The 15,718-nt window shown below is 65.9% G+C and carries 16 protein-coding genes, 1 tRNA gene and 1 pseudogene; 2 read left to right on the top strand and 16 right to left on the bottom strand.

The window, feature by feature from the left end:
* Positions 1 to 958 precede the first annotated feature (958 nt).
* On the bottom strand, positions 959 to 1,165 hold the full coding sequence (locus tag AC06FB_RS18615) for a hypothetical protein (protein ID WP_111186383.1): 207 nt from the start codon (positions 1,163 to 1,165) through the stop codon (positions 959 to 961).
* 214 nt (positions 1,166 to 1,379) lie between these two features.
* On the opposite strand from AC06FB_RS18615, the pseudogene AC06FB_RS18610 reads away from it, so the two are divergent.
* A pseudogene (locus tag AC06FB_RS18610) lies at positions 1,380 to 1,610 on the top strand (tyrosine-type recombinase/integrase); the annotation flags it as partial.
* Between the two features lie 72 nt (positions 1,611 to 1,682).
* On the opposite strand, the gene AC06FB_RS18605 reads toward AC06FB_RS18610, so the two are convergent.
* Positions 1,683 to 1,758: transfer RNA gene (locus AC06FB_RS18605), tRNA-Lys, on the bottom strand.
* Positions 1,759 to 1,933: 175 nt separating this feature from the next.
* Here AC06FB_RS18605 and AC06FB_RS18600 point away from each other — a divergent pair.
* Positions 1,934 to 2,890, top strand: coding sequence for a DUF2268 domain-containing putative Zn-dependent protease (locus AC06FB_RS18600; RefSeq protein WP_478053972.1), 957 nt, complete (start codon positions 1,934 to 1,936; stop codon positions 2,888 to 2,890).
* 72 nt (positions 2,891 to 2,962) lie between these two features.
* Here AC06FB_RS18600 and queC read toward each other — a convergent pair whose 3' ends face one another.
* The 14 genes from queC to AC06FB_RS18530 form a co-directional block, all read right to left on the bottom strand.
* Positions 2,963 to 3,628: a 7-cyano-7-deazaguanine synthase QueC gene (queC, locus tag AC06FB_RS18595; protein WP_053520243.1), complete on the bottom strand. Its 666-nt coding sequence runs from the start codon at positions 3,626 to 3,628 to the stop codon at positions 2,963 to 2,965.
* 76 nt (positions 3,629 to 3,704) lie between these two features.
* Positions 3,705 to 4,406, bottom strand: coding sequence for a 7-carboxy-7-deazaguanine synthase QueE (queE, locus tag AC06FB_RS18590; RefSeq protein WP_478053971.1), 702 nt, complete (start codon positions 4,404 to 4,406; stop codon positions 3,705 to 3,707).
* A 198-nt stretch (positions 4,407 to 4,604) separates the two neighbouring features.
* On the bottom strand, positions 4,605 to 5,420 hold the full coding sequence (ybgF, locus tag AC06FB_RS18585; protein ID WP_053520245.1) for a tol-pal system protein YbgF: 816 nt from the start codon (positions 5,418 to 5,420) through the stop codon (positions 4,605 to 4,607).
* 3 nt (positions 5,421 to 5,423) lie between these two features.
* Positions 5,424 to 5,942 (bottom strand): peptidoglycan-associated lipoprotein Pal, encoded by a 519-nt coding sequence (gene pal / locus AC06FB_RS18580; protein ID WP_005418510.1) that lies wholly within the window; start codon positions 5,940 to 5,942, stop codon positions 5,424 to 5,426.
* Positions 5,943 to 6,006: 64 nt separating this feature from the next.
* Positions 6,007 to 7,326, bottom strand: a complete 1,320-nt coding sequence (gene tolB / locus AC06FB_RS18575) for a Tol-Pal system beta propeller repeat protein TolB (RefSeq protein WP_053520246.1) — start codon at positions 7,324 to 7,326, stop codon at positions 6,007 to 6,009.
* Between the two features lie 181 nt (positions 7,327 to 7,507).
* The gene (gene tolA, locus AC06FB_RS18570; protein ID WP_053520247.1) at positions 7,508 to 8,560 is read right to left on the bottom strand and encodes a cell envelope integrity protein TolA; all 1,053 of its coding nucleotides are present in this window, start codon (positions 8,558 to 8,560) and stop codon (positions 7,508 to 7,510) included.
* Positions 8,550 to 8,978 carry a protein TolR gene (tolR, locus tag AC06FB_RS18565; RefSeq protein WP_053520248.1) on the bottom strand — a complete coding sequence of 143 codons (429 nt, stop codon included), beginning with the start codon at positions 8,976 to 8,978 and terminating at the stop codon, positions 8,550 to 8,552. The genes tolA and tolR overlap by 11 nt, the downstream gene beginning before the upstream one ends.
* A gap of 24 nt (positions 8,979 to 9,002) precedes the next feature.
* The gene (gene tolQ, locus AC06FB_RS18560) at positions 9,003 to 9,782 is read right to left on the bottom strand and encodes a protein TolQ (RefSeq protein WP_053520249.1); all 780 of its coding nucleotides are present in this window, start codon (positions 9,780 to 9,782) and stop codon (positions 9,003 to 9,005) included.
* 10 nt (positions 9,783 to 9,792) lie between these two features.
* Entirely contained in the window at positions 9,793 to 10,224 is a 432-nt protein-coding gene (ybgC, locus tag AC06FB_RS18555) for a tol-pal system-associated acyl-CoA thioesterase (protein ID WP_053520250.1), read from the bottom strand.
* Positions 10,214 to 11,254, bottom strand: coding sequence for a Holliday junction branch migration DNA helicase RuvB (ruvB, locus tag AC06FB_RS18550; RefSeq protein ID WP_065174760.1), 1,041 nt, complete (start codon positions 11,252 to 11,254; stop codon positions 10,214 to 10,216). Before ruvB ends, ybgC begins: the two co-directional genes overlap by 11 nt.
* A gap of 457 nt (positions 11,255 to 11,711) precedes the next feature.
* Positions 11,712 to 13,631 carry a potassium transporter Kup gene (locus AC06FB_RS18545; RefSeq protein ID WP_053519356.1) on the bottom strand — a complete coding sequence of 640 codons (1,920 nt, stop codon included), beginning with the start codon at positions 13,629 to 13,631 and terminating at the stop codon, positions 11,712 to 11,714.
* A 48-nt stretch (positions 13,632 to 13,679) separates the two neighbouring features.
* On the bottom strand, positions 13,680 to 14,273 hold the full coding sequence (gene ruvA / locus AC06FB_RS18540; RefSeq protein ID WP_053519357.1) for a Holliday junction branch migration protein RuvA: 594 nt from the start codon (positions 14,271 to 14,273) through the stop codon (positions 13,680 to 13,682).
* A 13-nt stretch (positions 14,274 to 14,286) separates the two neighbouring features.
* Positions 14,287 to 14,808: a crossover junction endodeoxyribonuclease RuvC gene (ruvC, locus tag AC06FB_RS18535; RefSeq protein WP_053519359.1), complete on the bottom strand. Its 522-nt coding sequence runs from the start codon at positions 14,806 to 14,808 to the stop codon at positions 14,287 to 14,289.
* 105 nt (positions 14,809 to 14,913) lie between these two features.
* Complete coding sequence (locus AC06FB_RS18530) at positions 14,914 to 15,645, bottom strand: YebC/PmpR family DNA-binding transcriptional regulator (protein WP_053519361.1); 732 nt, start codon at positions 15,643 to 15,645, stop codon at positions 14,914 to 14,916.
* Between the last annotated feature and the right edge of the window lie 73 nt (positions 15,646 to 15,718).

The following is a 15,718-nucleotide window of genomic DNA, read 5'->3' as shown; positions in this document are numbered from 1 at the left end:
GCCGTCAGCGGAGCGCCGATCGCCGACAGCGCTGTCGTGGCCGAGCTGGGGCTGTCCGCGTGGCTGACCCCGCGGCAGTCGCTGGAGCTGGGCTACAGCGGCCAGTTCGGCAGCGAGAGCCGTGACCATGGCGCTACGGCCCGCTGGTCTGTGCGCTTCTGATCAGCCGCCGGACCAAGTCTGTGAGGGGGCGGCCAATGGGCCGCCCCCGTTATCCCATCCGAGCTGTATCACGGCGCATGCGAGTAATGCAGCTATCGCGGGACAGGGCCGCCCTCGCTCAGGTCCATCCCGCCGCTGGAACTACGCAATCAAGGACTGATGGCATGCGATCAATCCTTTGTGAAAATATGAACTTCATCGACGGCATGATTGTTGGCTTCCTTATAGGGAAGTGCGTAAGCCTTATCGTAGTTATCCTCGTCCTTCGGAAATATGAGAAGGAAGAGATGGGCGAATGAGAAGTCTCGAGGTTAGTGAGAGTTGTCATTCACAAATAGGACAAGTTCTGCGACATCCGATGTGATCAACGCCGACGGCCTCCCACTCTCCTTGGCGCAAGCCGTTCTCGCTGGAACGACCCCTCTCAACGGTCATACCTTTCTCCACAGTAGCTGCCATGGCCGTCTTTTCCATAGCAAGCTATGACGAGTACCCGCCACACGGATACATTGGATGGTGGCAGGTTTCACCCCCTCCAATAACCCTACGGGGGGGTGCCTTTTTTGACGAAAGGGTTCACTTACACGCTGCCTCAGGCGACAATGGCCGGGTAAAACTGAATGTTGGCGCGGTCTGGCCGCGGCCGACGCCCATCCAGAAGGATGGCTACATGCGCTTGCGTCTACCAGCATTGCCGCAGCCCGCTGCAATTGGCCCGGGTCTGCCGAAGGCCGCATGTGTTCTTTCGGCGCTTCACCAGGTTTTCAGGGCAGCAGTGCCACATCCCAGCAAGTCGTCACGCAGATTCCGTCGCGGGCACCTCTTCTGCAGCATTGATGCGGTAGTACCGCCCGGTGCGCATTGTGGCACCATCCTCATAGTCCACGGTCAGAACAATCTGCGGCCCCGATGTGACGCTCGGGTCATCGAAGGTCAGCTGCAGCTTGTTCGGCAGCGCGACGGACTCGAGCTTGTTGGCCAGGCGCATTTTGAGATTGAGCATTGCAAGTTCCTCTTCCTGTTGGTGACCCTCACGGGCCAGCGGGGTTACGCCAGCGTTTCACGCCGGAAAATTGGTTCACTACTGCTCGACAGAGACCACAGACAGGCTCTGGGTAATCGTCTGTTTGTTGAACGTTCCTGATGAATGGCTGACGGTTTGCTCAGTGAAGGAGGCGACCTCGGCGCGGTAGCTGCGGCGCGTCGAGTACGGACAGCCACTGAGCAAGGGCCAGCTGCGAAGCAGATTCGATGCAGCGCGCGCACGTGCAGGCATTGCCAAATCGGCATTCCAGTTCCGGGACCTGCGCGCCAAAGCCGGCACTGACAAGGCAGACGCGGCGGCGGACATTCGCCAGGCGCAGCGACAGCTGGGCCACTCGTCCGTGGTCATGACCGAGACCTACACGCGAAAGCGCAAGGGCGATCGCGTCACGCCGACGAAGTGATTTTGCGGAAAAGATCGGCGATTGCGGAAAAACAAAAGGGCTTCGGATCGCTCCGAAACCCTTATGTTGCAATGGTGGGCCGTGTAGGATTCGAACCTACGACCAAAAGATTAAAAGTCTTCTGCTCTACCGACTGAGCTAACGGCCCGGTGCACTGCCCCAGCCGCGTGGCGGGGGTGGGCATTCTACCCCACTTTGCCACGCGACGCGAAACCCCATACCCGCAGCCCTGGCAATCAAGCGCCCGGGCTGCCGGCGTGAACCGGCTTAAACCTTCCGCCCGCACCGCGCATCCCATCCCTGATCCCCACTGGAGAGCCTGGATGCGCCGCTGCCTGCCCCTGATCGCCGCACTGCTGTTGCCCGGCGCCGCGCTGGCAGCGGCGTCCCCGGTGCGTAGCGACGACATCGCCCGCTTCTGGGCCACCTACGATGCGGTGCGCGCCGAACCCGATGCCGAGCGCCGGGTGGCGCTCGTGCAGCAGCACTACGTCGACCCGGGCAGTCCCGGCCTGCATGCGCTGATGCAGGTCCGCAATTACACCGCGCGCGAGTATGCCGATGCCATGCGCGCGTGGCCGCGGTTCTGGAACTCGGTAAGGCCACTGACAACCAACGCCCGCAGTGCCAGCGCGACGCTGGAACAGGATCTCATGGCCTTCCGCACGCTCTACCCCTCCCTGCGCCGGGCCACGATCACCTATGCGGTGGGCGTGCTGCGTACCGGCGGCACCACGCTGGGCGACCAGGTGCTGATCGGTGCGGAGATGGCACTGGGCGACGCGCGCGTGGATGTCAGCGAACTGCCGGAGCCGATGCGCAGCCGCCTGCGCATCTTCTATGACAGCCGCCCCGGCGCGAACAACGCGCAGAACAACCTGCATGAGTATGTGCACACCCAGCAACGCGAGACCACCGGCAATCTGGCGCAGTACGCGGTACGCGAGGGTGTGGCCGAGTACATCGCCGAGCGCATCAGCGGCAGGCGCCCTGCCCTGCCGCTCTATGACTACGGCCCGCTGCACGAGGCGGAGATACGTACCCGGTTCATCGCCGAGATGGACGGCGATGACCTGGACAACTGGCTGTACAACAGTGCCCGCAATCCGTTCGGCGTGAGCGACGTGGGCTACTACGCCGGCTATCGCATCGCGCAGGAGTACATGCGCCGGCAGGCCGATGAGAAGGCGGGGATCGCGCGGATGATCGAGCTGGACTACGCCGATCCCAAGGGGGTGCGGGCCTTCATCGAAGCTTCGGGTTGGTTGCAGCAGCGGTAGCGCCGGGCCATGCCCGGCGCTCAGTGCCAACCAAGGTTGGCACCCACCATTGGGGCATCAGCCCCCATCACCTCAGGCGTACAGCGTCGGGTCGGCCACGCCGGCGTCGGCGAAGCCCTGTGCACGCAGGCGGCAGGCATCGCAGTGGCCGCACGCGGCACCGTTGGCATCGGCGTTGTAGCAGGACACGGTCAGGCCGAAGTCCACGCCCAGGCGCACGCCCTCGCTGACGATCTGGCCCTTGCTCAGGAACTGCAGCGGCGCGTGCACCTTGATGCCCGCGCCTTCCACGCCGGACTTCGTCGCCAGGTTGGCCAGGGTCTGGAAGGCGGCGATGAATTCGGGGCGGCAGTCCGGGTAGCCGGAGTAATCCACGGCATTGACGCCACAGAAGATGTCGTTGGCGCCCAGCACTTCGGCCCAGCCCAGGGCCAGCGACAGCATGATGGTGTTGCGTGCGGGCACATAGGTGACCGGAATGCCGGCACCGCCGGCCTCGGGCACGTCGATGTCATCGGTCAGTGCCGAGCCGCCGATGCTGCGCAGGTCCACATCCACGGTCTTGTGCGCGACCACGCCCTGGGCCTTGGCCACGCGCGCGGCCGCGTCCAGTTCGGAGGTGTGGCGCTGGCCATAGCGTACGCTCAGGGCATGCACGGCAAAGCCCTGTTCCTGGGCCATGGCGATGACGGCGGCTGAATCCATGCCGCCGGAGAGAAGCACGACTGCCTTCTTCATGGAAAATCTTCCGGTTGGGGGAGGAAAGCCAGCACGCTGTCCCGCGCCGGAGTTGCATCAGGAAACAAGGGTGGCCTCAGCGGCCCGGCTCATCGTTCCACAGAATCTTGTGCAGCTGCATCTGGAAGCGTACCGGAAGCCGGTCTTCAACAATCCAGTCGGCCAGCTGGCGCGCGGTGATCTCCCCCTTGCTGGGCGAGAAGAACACCGTGCAACGCTTCACCAGCTCGTGCTCGGCCAGCAGGGCCTTGGCCCAGTCGTAGTCCTCGCGGCTGCAGATGACGAACTTGATCTGGTCGCGTGCGGTCAGCAGCGGCAGGTTCTCCCAGCGGTTGCGCGCCACCTCGGCCGAACCCGGGGTCTTGATGTCGACCACGCGTGATACGCGCGGGTCCACCGCGCTGACGTCCAGCGCACCGGACGTTTCCAGCGAGACGTCCAGGCCGGTGTCACACAGCTTCTGCAGCAGCACCAGGCAGCGCTTCTGCGCCAACGGCTCGCCGCCGGTCACGCAGACGTGACGCACGCCCTGGGCCAGCACTTCGGCCACGATGTCGTCGATATCCCACCAGGTGCCGCCGTGGAAGGCGTAGGCGGTGTCGCAATACTGGCAGCGCAGCGGGCAGCCGGTCAGGCGCACGAACACGGTCGGCCAGCCGGCGGTATCGGCTTCGCCCTGCAGCGAGGTGAAGATCTCGGTGATCTTCAGGCGCGGCAGGGGCGACTGCACGATGTCGCTGGGGGTGGCGACGGCGTTGGACGGGATAACGGCGGTCATGGCGGGAACTTCTTTGTGGGACACGTGGCGGATGGGCTACCGTGGCCGGTAACGAAAGCAGCCGAGCATGGCTCGGCTCTACAACAGCAACCGGACGGGCATGGCCCGGCGCTACCGGATCCGGGCGGGTCGGCCGATCCGGAAACGAAAGCAGCCGAGCATGAGCTCGGCGCTACGGGACACGTATTGTACGCCCGGTCAGCGGATCTGCTGGCCCAGGCGGATCGACTGCAGGCGGTCCTGCGCGGTGCGCGCGGCGTCCGAACCGGGGTACTGCGCCACGACGGTCTCCAGCGTCTGCTGGGCCTGATCGACCTTGCCCTCGCCATACTGCGAGAGGCCGACCTTGAGCAGGCCGCCCGCGGCCTTGTCATGGGTCGGATAGCGTGAGAGCAGCTCGCGGAACTGGGTCTCGGCCATCGGGAAATTGCGGGTGGCGTAGTAGCTCTCGCCCAGCCAGTACAGCGCATTCGGCGCGTACACGCCGTTCGGATACAACTGCAGGAAGCTCAGGAACAGCTGCGCCGAATCATCGTACTTGCCGGCCTTGAGCGAATCGAAGGCGACGTTGTAGGCGGTGCGCTCATCACCCGTGGCGGCCAGACTGCCGGGATCGCCATGGATGGACGGCGGCCGCTCGGAAGTGGCCGCCGCTGCCGGTTTGGCCGGGGCCGGTGCGGCCTGCGGCGCGTTCGCCGGAACGGGGGGCAGGACCGGGGCATTGCCCCCTTCCAACCGGTTCAGGCGGCTGTCCAGGTCCAGGTACTGATCCTGGGCGGACTGCTTGAGCTGGGCGTTGTCGTGCTGCAACTGCTCGATCGAGGCCTGCAGGCTGGTCACCTGCTGCCGCAGCTGGTTGATCTGGTTCAACAGGTCCTGGTTGGCACTGTTGTTGTACATCTGCTGCTCGAGCGCGCCGACACGATCGGCCAGACTCTGTCGCTGTGCATGCGCCGGTGCGGCAGCCACGAGGGCTGCCGCAACGACCAGCATCAGTTTGATGCCAATGCGCATGGATTACTGCGCGGTGTAGACGATTTCGACACGACGGTTCTGCGACCAGCAGGACTCGTTCGACTCGGTGCAGACCGGACGCTCTTCACCGTAGGACACGACGGTCAGCTGCGAAGCCGAGCCACCGTTGGCCTGCAGCGCCGAGCTGACGCCGTTGCCACGACGCTCGCCCAGGGCCTGGTTGTACGCGCGCGAACCACGCTCGTCGGTGTGGCCCTGCAGGGTGATGCGCGAGGACGGGCGGTCACGCAGGTACTTGGCGTGGCAAGCCATGATGGCCTGGAATTCCGGCTTCACGTCTTCCTTGTCCAGGTCGAAGTAGACAACGCGCTGGCGCAGGCAGGCATCGGTATCCAGGTCGCCCGGGCCGTACAGGCCGGAGGTCGACGGACCGGTCGGGGTGGTGGTCGAGGTGCCGGTGTCGACCGGGGCTGCCGGCTCTTCCTTCACCTTCTTCGAGCAACCGGCCAGGACGGCCACAGACAGCAGGGAAACAAGCAGAACACGGGTGGACTTGTTCATGGCGATACCTTTGTGGCTCCTAGGCCGATGAGGGGTTCAAGACAGCGAAAATATTAACACTCTTTTAGCGCTGGGTACGGTATGGGGACCATGCCGGCTCGCGCACATCACCATCGGCCAGAACCAGGCGCTGGCGAACCCGCGCATCGGCCGAAACGGCATACAACACACCACGGCCACCTTCGCGGGCGGCGTACAGCACCATGCTTGCGTTGGGCGCAAAGCTCGGCGATTCATCCAGCGAACCCGGGGACAGGGTGCTCCAGCGCGGCGAGCCCAGCGAGCTGTCCATCATCGCGATCTTGTAGCTGTTGCCCGAGCCCTGGGCCACGGCGATCTTCTTGCCGTCATAGGACACCGAAGGCTTGGCGTTGTAGTTGCCCTGGAAGGTCACGCGCTCGGCGCTGCCGCCGCCGGCACCGACTTTGTAGACCTGCGGACGGCCGCCGCGGTCGGAGGTGAAGTACACCGCGCTGCCGTCCGGTGCCCAGGTCGGCTCGGTATCGATGGCGAAGTGGTTGGTCAGCTGGGTCAGCTGCTTGCTGCCCAGGTCCATCACGTAGATTTCCGGGTTGCCGGAGCGCGACAGGGTCAGGGCCAGCTTGCGGCCGTCCGGCGAGAACGCAGGCGCGCTGTTGATGCCGCGGAAGCTGGTGACCAGCTCACGGGCACCGGTGGCGATGTTCTGGATGTAGATGGCCGAGTTGCCGCGCTCGAAACTGACATAGGCCAGCTTGCCACCATCCGGACTCCACGACGGCGACAGCAGCGGCTCGGCCGAACGCACGATGGTCTGCGGGTTGTAGCCATCGGAGTCGGCCACCATCAGCGCATAGCGCATGGCGTCGCCCTTGCCGCTGGCGGTCACGTAGGCGATGCGCGTCCAGAAGGCACCCCGGACACCAGTGATCTTCTCGTAGATGGCATCGGCCATCTGGTGGGCGACGTCGCGCATGGCATTGCCGCGGGCGGTCATCGCCAGGCCGAGCAGGCGCTCGCCCTTCGGCACGTCGAACAGTTCGTATTCGACACGGTAGGCACCGGCACCGGCGTCCAGCACGCGGCCGACCACGATGTAGTTCTGCTTCAGCGCGCGCCAGGTGGCGAACTGGATCTCGCCGCCACGGACGGGCTTTTCCACGATCTGCGCTTCGGGCAGGGTGCGGAACTGGCCCGAACGTTCCAGGTCGGCGCGGACCACACCGGCGACATCGGTCTGCGGTGCGGCCGACGAGCCCTGGTAGGGCATCGGCACGATGGTGATCGGCAGCGCGGACGCGTTGCCGCCGATGATGTCGATATCCAGTCCCCTCTGCTGCGCGACGGCAGCGAAGGGCAGCAACAGGGCCGCAAACACGGCAAGCCAACGAGGCATCTTCTTCATGGAGCGCTCAATAGGGGGAAACCGGAACGAGGGATAGCAAAGCGGCGGTGAACCGCTTCGCAATCATGAACCAAGGGTACGTGAATTCCGGGTCAGTTCCAGCCCGTCCTCTCACGCCCCATTAACGTATCGGTCGGCTGCCGCGCGACGGGGCGACCCGCAGGCCGGCCCGCGCGGCCGATCAATCCTGCGCGGTGAAGGTCAGGTTGAGCGTGCGCGCAAACACCGATTCGAATCCGCGATAGGGCAACGGCTGCGCATTGAGCACTGCGGCCTCGATCGAACGCCTGCCGGCTTCGTCATAGGGGCAGTTGGCGCCCACCTTGGCCTGAAGCACCTGCCCCCCCGGAATCTGGGTGATGGTGATCTGGCAGCGCTGGCCCAGCGGCACACTGTCTGGACGCGTCCAGGCGCTGCGAACCTTGGCCTGGATCGCGGCAGCGTACTTCGCCGACAGATCATCGCTGTTGCCACCGCCCCCAGCGGCCGGCTGTGCCGCACCGGTGTTGCCGGCCGGCGCGCTGCCGGCGGCGTTGCGTGCGGCGGCGACCTGGCGCAGCTTCTGCTCGGCCAGCTTGGCTTCCTTCTCCGCCTGTTCGCGCCTGGCACGGATCTCGGCGATCTTCTTCTGCCGTTCGGCCTCGGCCTGGTCGGCGGCCTGCCGCTCCTGCTCGGCACGCTTCTTCTTGGCGTCTTCTTCCTGCTGCTTGGCCAGGCGCAGCTTCTGCTCGGCTTCTTCCTGGCGCTTGCGCTCGGTCAGGTCGATCTGCTCCTGGCGGCGCTTGGCTTCCTGTTCCTGCCGGGCCTTCTCCTGCGAGATGGCCAGTGCGCTCACCGCCTCCTGGTCCTGCGTATCGGGCTGGGCGACACGCTCCTGCGCCTGTTGCTGCTGCGGCGTGGGAGCATCCTGCGGACGTGGCTCGGGAATCGGCTGCGGCGGTGGAATGGTGTCCTCGGGCACCGGAATCGGCTCGGCAACCGGCGGCGGCAGATCTTCCAGCTTCTCCGACTGGCGCAGGGCCTGGCGCGCAGCGGCCGCCTCCGACGCGGACAGCGCCAGGCTGGCCTCGACCGAGGGATCACCGGCAGCGGCATCGGTATTGCGCGTGGGCGACCACAGCCACGCCAGGATGAACACCAGCGCGACCAGCAGGTGCACCAGCACGGCCAGCGCCAGGGGCAGGCCCCAACCCGGTTCCTGCTGTCGCGGCGGCGGCAGGGTCTCAGCGTGCATCGGTGGCCAGGCCTACCTTGTCCACTTTCGCGCGCTTGATCACGTCCATCGCCGCGATGACCTTCTCATAGGCCACGGCACGGTCGGCGGCGACGATCACGCGCAGGCCCTTGTCCTGTGCGGCGATGCCGGCCAGGCGCCCTTCCAGCTCCTCGGCAGACACGGCCGTGGGCTCCTTGGCGTCGGGCAGCTTCAGGCTCAGCTGGCCGTCCTGGCGCACCGAAACGATCACCGGATCCTGCTTGCTCTCCAGCGCCTTGGCATTGGAGTTCGGCAGGTCCACGTCAAAACTCAGGGTGAGCAGCGGCGCGGTGACCATGAAGATGATCAGCAGCACCAGCATGACGTCGATATAGGGAACGACGTTGATTTCCGATTTCAGCTTGCGGCGCTTGCGGCGACCGATGGCAGCGGACATGGCTTGGACTCCCGGGTCAGGCGCTTACTCGTCGCCAGCGCTCTGGCGCTGCAGGATGGAGCTGAACTCGTCGGCGAAGGTCTCGAAACGGACCGACATGCGCTCCACACGGGTGGTGAAGCGGTTGTAGGCCCACACCGCCGGGATCGCCACGAACAGGCCGATGGCGGTGGCGAACAGCGCTTCGGAGATGCCCGGGGCGACCGAGGCGATGCCGGCCTGGGCGCCGCTGCTGATCATGTCGTGCATGGTCACCATGATGCCGAACACGGTGCCGACCAGGCCCACGTAAGGCGCGGTCGAGCCGATGTTGGCCAGCAGTTCCAGATTGCGCTCGAGCTGGTCGACTTCGCGGGTGTAGGTGGTGCGCATCGCACGTTGCGCGCCTTCCAGCTGCGCACGGCCATCCAGCCGGCGCTTGTCGCGCAGGCGGGTGAACTCGCGGAAGCCCGCCTCGAAGATTGCCTCCAGGCCGCCCACGTTGCGGCTGCGGTCGGTGGCCGAGCTGTACAGCTTGCCCAGGTCGGCGCCGGACCAGAAGCGGTTCTCGAACTCGTCCGCCTCGCGGGTGGCCTGCTTGAACACGCGGGCCTTGCGGAAAATGATCACCCAGCTGACGAACGAGCCGACCAGCAGCAGCAGCACGATGATCTTCACCGGCAGGCTGGCCTTGGCCATCAGTTCGAGGTAGTTGATGCCGCCGCCGGTGGTGGCCTGGGCAAGGGTCTGGGTCGCGGCGTTGCTGACGTCAGCCGGCAGTGCCTCGGTGACCGTGGCCTGCAGGGCCAGGAGCGTTGCGATCATCCGTTGTTCCTCAGTGTTCGGATTCGGGGTGGAGGTAGGGTTGCAGCACGGCAAGGACGGCGTCGTCCATGCCACGCGGGCGGAAACTGGCCGCGTCCAGTGCGGCGATGCGGACCTGCGCCGACAGCAGCAGTTCGCCGTCGCGCTCGATCCGCTGATCGAAGACCATGCTGGCCTTCTTCAGCTGGACCAGCGTGGCACTCACCTGCAGGAGGTCATCCAGCCGCGCCGGCCGGATGAAGTCCATCTGCATGGCACGTACCGCGAAGACCATGCCGTGCTCGCTGCGCATGCGCTCCTGGCCATAGCCCAGCGCGCGCATCCATTCGGTCCGGGCCCGTTCCATGAAGGCCACGTAGCGGGCGTGGTAGACCACCCCGCCTGCGTCCGTATCTTCCCAGTAAATGCGTGTCGGCCAACTGAATAGTGGCTCAACCGACATCGGGAACCTCCGCGAACAGGTCCTGCGGCGGGTTCTTCGGCTTCAGCCCCATGTGCCGGTACGCCTTGTGGGTGGCCATGCGGCCGCGCGCGGTGCGCACCAGGAAGCCCTGCTGGATCAGGTAGGGTTCGACCACGTCTTCCAGCGTGCCGCGCTCTTCGGACAGCGCGGCGGCCAGCGATTCGATGCCGACCGGGCCGCCGTCGAAGTAGTCCACCAGGGTCCTGAGCAGGCGCCGGTCGAGCTCGTCGAAACCCTCCGGGTCGACCTTGAGCATCTGCATGGCCGCCTGGGCGACCGCCACGTCGATATGGCCACCCGCCTTCACCTGGGCGTAGTCGCGCACCCGCCGCAGCAGGCGGTTGGCGATGCGCGGGGTGCCACGCGCACGGCGCGCGATCTCCCCTGCGCCGTCGGCGGTGCAGTCGATGCCCAGGATGGTGGCCGAGCGGCGTACGATCCGGGTCAACTCCTCGACACTGTAGAACTCCAGCCGCTGGACGATGCCGAAGCGGTCGCGCAGCGGCGCGGTCAGCAGGCCGGCGCGGGTGGTGGCCCCGATCAGCGTGAACGGTGGCAGGTCGATCTTGATCGAGCGGGCCGCAGGGCCCTCGCCGATCATGATGTCGATCTGGAAATCCTCCATCGCCGGGTACAGCACTTCCTCGACCACCGGCGACAGGCGGTGGATCTCGTCCACGAACAGTACGTCGTGTGGCTGCAGGTTGGTCAACAGGGCGGCCAGATCACCGGCCTTTTCGATCACCGGACCGGATGTCACCCGCAGCGCCACCCCCAGTTCGTTGGCGATGACGTGGCTGAGCGTGGTCTTGCCCAGCCCCGGCGGACCGAAGATCAGCACATGGTCGAGCGCGTCGCCGCGGGCCTTGGCCGCTTCGATGTAGATCTCCAGCTGCTCGCGCACCGGCGCCTGGCCCAGGTAATCGGCCAGTCGCTTGGGGCGGATGCTGGCGTCGGCGGCGTCATCCTCGCGGGTGGCGCCGGCGCCGATGATGCGGTCGTCGGTCATGTGCTGATTATGCGGCAAAAGCGCGGGTTCCGGCCGGGCTGCGCCCGGCACCCGCGGTAGTGCCGGCCGCTGGCCGGCAACCTCAACAGCAACAGCCGAAGCGGGCTTCCTGGGGAATGGCGGGGTGGGTCCGGTTGCGGGGGACGCTGCAAGTACGTCCATGTAAGCTCGGTCGCCGCATCCATGCGGCTCACGCCCCCGCAACCGGACCCACCCCGCCTTCGACAGTTGGCCGCGATCTGATGGTAGGTGTCGACCTTGGTCGACACGGAAGATCCACGCCATGCGTGGATGGAACAGAGCAGGAGAGTGGGCTCAGTTTCAGGCACGCAGCATCTCCGCAAGAGGAGCCCCCTTGTTGTTCAAGGGGGCGCGCCGATAGGCGGGGGGATAAGGTGGAATGCGCGCGGGGCCCACGGTTTGCGCAGCAAATCGTGGGACGTAACGCAGGTGGAGATTAAATCTCCACCTGTGCGCCCAACTCAACCAGACGGTTGCCCGGAATCCGGAAGAAGCCCGTGGCCGGCGCAGCATTGCGATGCATCAGTGCGAACAGCTTGTCGCGCCAGATCGGCATGCCGCGGTTGGCGGTGGCGACGATGGTCTCGCGGCTGGCGAAGAAGGTGGTGTCCATCGGATCGAAATAGATCCCGCCGTGGTCGCAGGAGCGCATCAACGCCAACGGTACGTCCGGCGTCTCCATGAAACCGAAGCGGACATAGACCCGGTAGAACTCGTCGCCCACCGATTCGATCTTCAGCCGTTGCCCCTCCATCGCATAGGGAATGGGCAGGGTTTCCACATGCAGGAAGACGTTGCGCTCGTGCAGCACCTTGTTGTGCTTGAGGTTGTGCATCAGTGCATGCGGAGCCACGGTCGGGTCAGCGGTGAGGAACACCGCGGTACCCGGCACGCGCACCGGCGGCGCCAGCATCAGGCCCGGCAGGAAGGTGTCGATGCGGATGCCGTCCTTGCGGATCTCGTCGCGCAGCAGCTCGCGGCCACGGCGCCAGGTGCGCATCATGGTGAACAGGAAGATGCCCAGCACGACCGGGAACCAGGCGCCCTGCAGCAGCTTGGCGCCATTGGCGATGACGAAGCCGACGTCGATGATGAAGAACACCACGCACAGCGGCAGGATCCAATGGCGCGCCTTCGGCCACAGCGAGCGCGCGACCAGGGCCAGCAGCAGCGTATCGATCAGCATGGTGGCCGAGACCGAGATGCCATAGGCCACGGCCAGGTTCGACGAGCTGCGGAACGCCAGCACCAGGCCGATGACCATCACCGCGATGCCCCAGTTGATGCCCGGGATGTAGATCTGGCCGATGGTGTCGTGCGAAGTGTGCTTGATGCGCATGCGCGGGATGTAGCCGAGCTGCATGGCCTGGCGCGAGACCGAGAACGCGCCGGTGATCACCGACTGCGAGGCGATCACCGCCGCCATCGTGGCCAGGATGATCATCGGATACAGGGCCCAGTCGGGGACCGCTTCGAAGAAGGGATTCTTCACCGCTTCGGGGTGGTTCAGCACCAGCGCGCCCTGCCCCAGATAGTTCAGCACCAGGCACGGCAGCACGAAGAAGTACCAGGCATGGCGGATGGGCTTGGCACCGAAGTGGCCCATGTCGGCATACAGGGCCTCGCCACCGGTGACCGCCAGCACCACGGCGCCAAGGATGAAGATGCCGTGCCAGCTGTGCTCCATGAAGAAGCGGATCGCCCACCACGGGTTGAACGCCTTCAGCACTTCCGGCGAATCGATGATGTTGTAGATACCGATCGCCGCCAGCGAAATGAACCACACCGAGGTGATCGGGCCGAACGCCTTGCCGATCTTCTCTGTGCCGAAACGCTGCGCGGCGAACACCATCAGCAGGACCACCACGGTGATCGGCACGATGAACGCGTGCAGGCCCGGTGCGGCCACCTCCAGGCCCTCGACGGCACCAAGCACCGAGATCGCAGGGGTGATCACGCCATCACCGAAGAACAGCGACGCACCGAAGATGCCCAGGATGCCCACCACGTAGGCCGAGCGTGAGCCGTTGCGCAGCGTACGCTGGGTCAGCGCCATCAACGCCATGATGCCGCCCTCGCCATCGTTGTCGGCGCGCATGATGATGGTCACGTACTTCAGGGTGACCACGATGTTCAGCGCCCAGAACGCCAGCGACAGCACGCCGAGCACGGTGTCGTGGTCGCTGTTGAGCCCGTAGTGCGGCGAGAACGCCTCCTTCAGGGTGTACAGCGGGCTGGTACCGATGTCACCGAAGACCACACCGATCGCACCGATGACCAGCGCCAGTCCCCCGGCCGGGGGGGCGTGACCGTGTCCGCCAGGGGCGGCTGCGTGCGGGGTTTGACTGCTGGACATGGGACTCCTGGCGAAGCTCAGGCGATGGGGGGAGGGAAAGGACGCGGCTCAGCGCAGCGCCGACTGCAGGGCCTTGCGGATGACCGTGGCCACTTCGTCGCCTTCGTTGAAGGCATCACGGGCCATGCGGGCCGCTTCAGCCGGCTTGTAGCCCAGCTGCTGCAGCGCCACGGTGGCATCGGACAGCGGGTCGGCCGGGGCCGGACCGCTGCCGGTCGGCAGCGCCCCGCCGGCACCGAACTGGGCCGCACGGTCGCGCAGCTCCAGCACCATGCGCTCGGCCGTCTTCTTGCCGATGCCCGGGATGCGGGTCAGTGCGGTGATATCGCCCGCCTGCACCATGCGCGCGAATTCCTCGACGCTGACAGCGGACAGCACGGCCAGCGCGATCTTCGCGCCGATGCCGCTGACCTTCTGCACATCGCGGAACAGCCGACGCTCGCCTTCGCGCAGGAAGCCGTACAGCGAGACGCTGTCTTCCTTCTGCGCGTAATGGGTGTACAGCGTGACCTCGCGTCCGAGCTCGGGCAGGTCGTAGAAGGTGCTCATCGGCGCCTCCAGTTCGTAGCCCACTCCATTCACGTCCACCACCAGCCACGGCGGCGCCTTGTAGGCGACGATGCCGCGCAGTCGACCGATCATTGCGTGCAGCTCCTCATTTGCGACCCCACGCCTGGCGGGCGCTGAGCCCCAGGCGGTTGGCCGTCGCCCTTACGTGGGCGTGGGTGATCGCTACCGCCAACGCGTCGGCCGCGTCGGCCTGCAGCTTGGTTTTCAGGTTGAGCATGAGCCCGACCATGTGTTGAACCTGTTGCTTTTCCGCGCCACCACGGCCGACCACCGCCAGCTTGATCTCGCTGGCGGCGTATTCGTGCACAGGCAGGTCGCGCAGCACCACGGCCGAAATGGCTGCGCCGCGGGCCTGGCCCAGCTTCAGCGCCGAATCGGGGTTGCGCGCCATGAACACGCGCTCGATCGCCACTTCCTGCGGCTGGTACTCGCGGCACAGGTCGGCCAGACCCAGCACCAGCAGCTTCATCCGCTGCGGGAAATCGTCGGCGCCCAGCAGCACCAGGGGCTGGTGATGGACGTGGATGACGCGCCCTGCGGCATCGACATCGATGATGCCCACCCCGGTCCGCTGTGAACCGGGGTCGATGCCGAGGATGCGGGTCATGCCGCGCTCCTGGCGGGGCGGAACGGGAAGCGCTGGCAGGCGTATGGGCTCATGACTGTCCGCGGTGACCGTTCAACGGCCCGCGCCCAGGCCGTCGGTGACGGCTCAGGCGTAGGCGTCGGCGCCGAGTTCGGCGTTCGAATACACGTCCTGCACGTCGTCCAGGTCTTCAAGCATGTCCAGCAGCTTGCGGACCTGCAGGGCGACCTCGCCCTCGACCTTGATGTCGTTGTCGGCGCGGAAGGTGATCTCGGCGTGGTCGGCGAGATGCCCTGCGGCAGTCATCGCCTCCTTTACCGCGTTGAATGCGTCAGGGCTGGTGACCACGTCGATCGAGCCATCGTCCGGATAGACGACGATGTCATCGGCGCCCGCCTCGATGGCCGCTTCGGTGATCGCCTCCTCGTCGGCACCCGGGGCAAAGCTGAGCACGCCCAGGCGCTTGAACATGAAGGCCACCGAACCCTCGGTCCCCATGTTGCCGCCGCATTTGCTGAACGCGTGGCGGACATCGGCCACGGTGCGCACGCGGTTGTCGGTCAGGCAATCGACGATCACCGCCACACCGCCGGGCGCATAGCCCTCGTAGCGCACTTCCTCGTAGTCGACGCCTTCCAGCTCACCGGTGGCCTTCTTGATCGCACGTTCGATCACGTCCTTGGACATGTTCACGGCCAGGCCCTTGTCCATCGCCACGCGCAGGCGCGGGTTGTTGTTGGGGTCGCCTCCACCGCCGCGCGCGGCCACGCCGATCTCGCGGATGATCTTGGTGAAAATCTTGCCGCGCTTCGCGTCGGACGCGTTCTTGCGGGCTTCGATGGAGGGGCCTCTACCCATGGGTGCTACCGTCTGGCTGCTTCAGGATCAAGGCGCGGATTCTACCTGATCGGGCGCTGCAACCGTGTCTAGG

The organism is Stenotrophomonas sp. Steno-C15 (assembly GCF_056393265.1).
Note: the sequence above shows the minus strand (reverse complement) of the source record. Positions and strands in the feature narration are given on the sequence as shown.

What these genes read in the sequence shown, in the direction of transcription:
- pal (WP_005418510.1), bottom strand. Translation starts at nt 5,942, where the DNA reads ATGAACAAGTCCACCCGTGTTCTGCTTGTTTCCCTGCTGTCTGTGGCC.
- AC06FB_RS18615 (WP_111186383.1), bottom strand. Translation starts at nt 1,165, where the DNA reads ATGCTCAATCTCAAAATGCGCCTGGCCAACAAGCTCGAGTCCGTCGCG.
- AC06FB_RS18530 (WP_053519361.1), bottom strand. Translation starts at nt 15,645, where the DNA reads ATGGGTAGAGGCCCCTCCATCGAAGCCCGCAAGAACGCGTCCGACGCG.
- tolA (WP_053520247.1), bottom strand. Translation starts at nt 8,560, where the DNA reads ATGCACGCTGAGACCCTGCCGCCGCCGCGACAGCAGGAACCGGGTTGG.
- ruvA (WP_053519357.1), bottom strand. Translation starts at nt 14,273, where the DNA reads ATGATCGGTCGACTGCGCGGCATCGTCGCCTACAAGGCGCCGCCGTGG.
- tolB (WP_053520246.1), bottom strand. Translation starts at nt 7,326, where the DNA reads ATGAAGAAGATGCCTCGTTGGCTTGCCGTGTTTGCGGCCCTGTTGCTG.
- queE (WP_478053971.1), bottom strand. Translation starts at nt 4,406, where the DNA reads ATGACCGCCGTTATCCCGTCCAACGCCGTCGCCACCCCCAGCGACATC.
- tolQ (WP_053520249.1), bottom strand. Translation starts at nt 9,782, where the DNA reads ATGATCGCAACGCTCCTGGCCCTGCAGGCCACGGTCACCGAGGCACTG.
- tolR (WP_053520248.1), bottom strand. Translation starts at nt 8,978, where the DNA reads ATGTCCGCTGCCATCGGTCGCCGCAAGCGCCGCAAGCTGAAATCGGAA.
- ruvB (WP_065174760.1), bottom strand. Translation starts at nt 11,254, where the DNA reads ATGACCGACGACCGCATCATCGGCGCCGGCGCCACCCGCGAGGATGAC.
- ruvC (WP_053519359.1), bottom strand. Translation starts at nt 14,808, where the DNA reads ATGACCCGCATCCTCGGCATCGACCCCGGTTCACAGCGGACCGGGGTG.
- ybgC (WP_053520250.1), bottom strand. Translation starts at nt 10,224, where the DNA reads ATGTCGGTTGAGCCACTATTCAGTTGGCCGACACGCATTTACTGGGAA.
- queC (WP_053520243.1), bottom strand. Translation starts at nt 3,628, where the DNA reads ATGAAGAAGGCAGTCGTGCTTCTCTCCGGCGGCATGGATTCAGCCGCC.
- AC06FB_RS18600 (WP_478053972.1), top strand. Translation starts at nt 1,934, where the DNA reads ATGCGCCGCTGCCTGCCCCTGATCGCCGCACTGCTGTTGCCCGGCGCC.
- ybgF (WP_053520245.1), bottom strand. Translation starts at nt 5,420, where the DNA reads ATGCGCATTGGCATCAAACTGATGCTGGTCGTTGCGGCAGCCCTCGTG.
- AC06FB_RS18545 (WP_053519356.1), bottom strand. Translation starts at nt 13,631, where the DNA reads ATGTCCAGCAGTCAAACCCCGCACGCAGCCGCCCCTGGCGGACACGGT.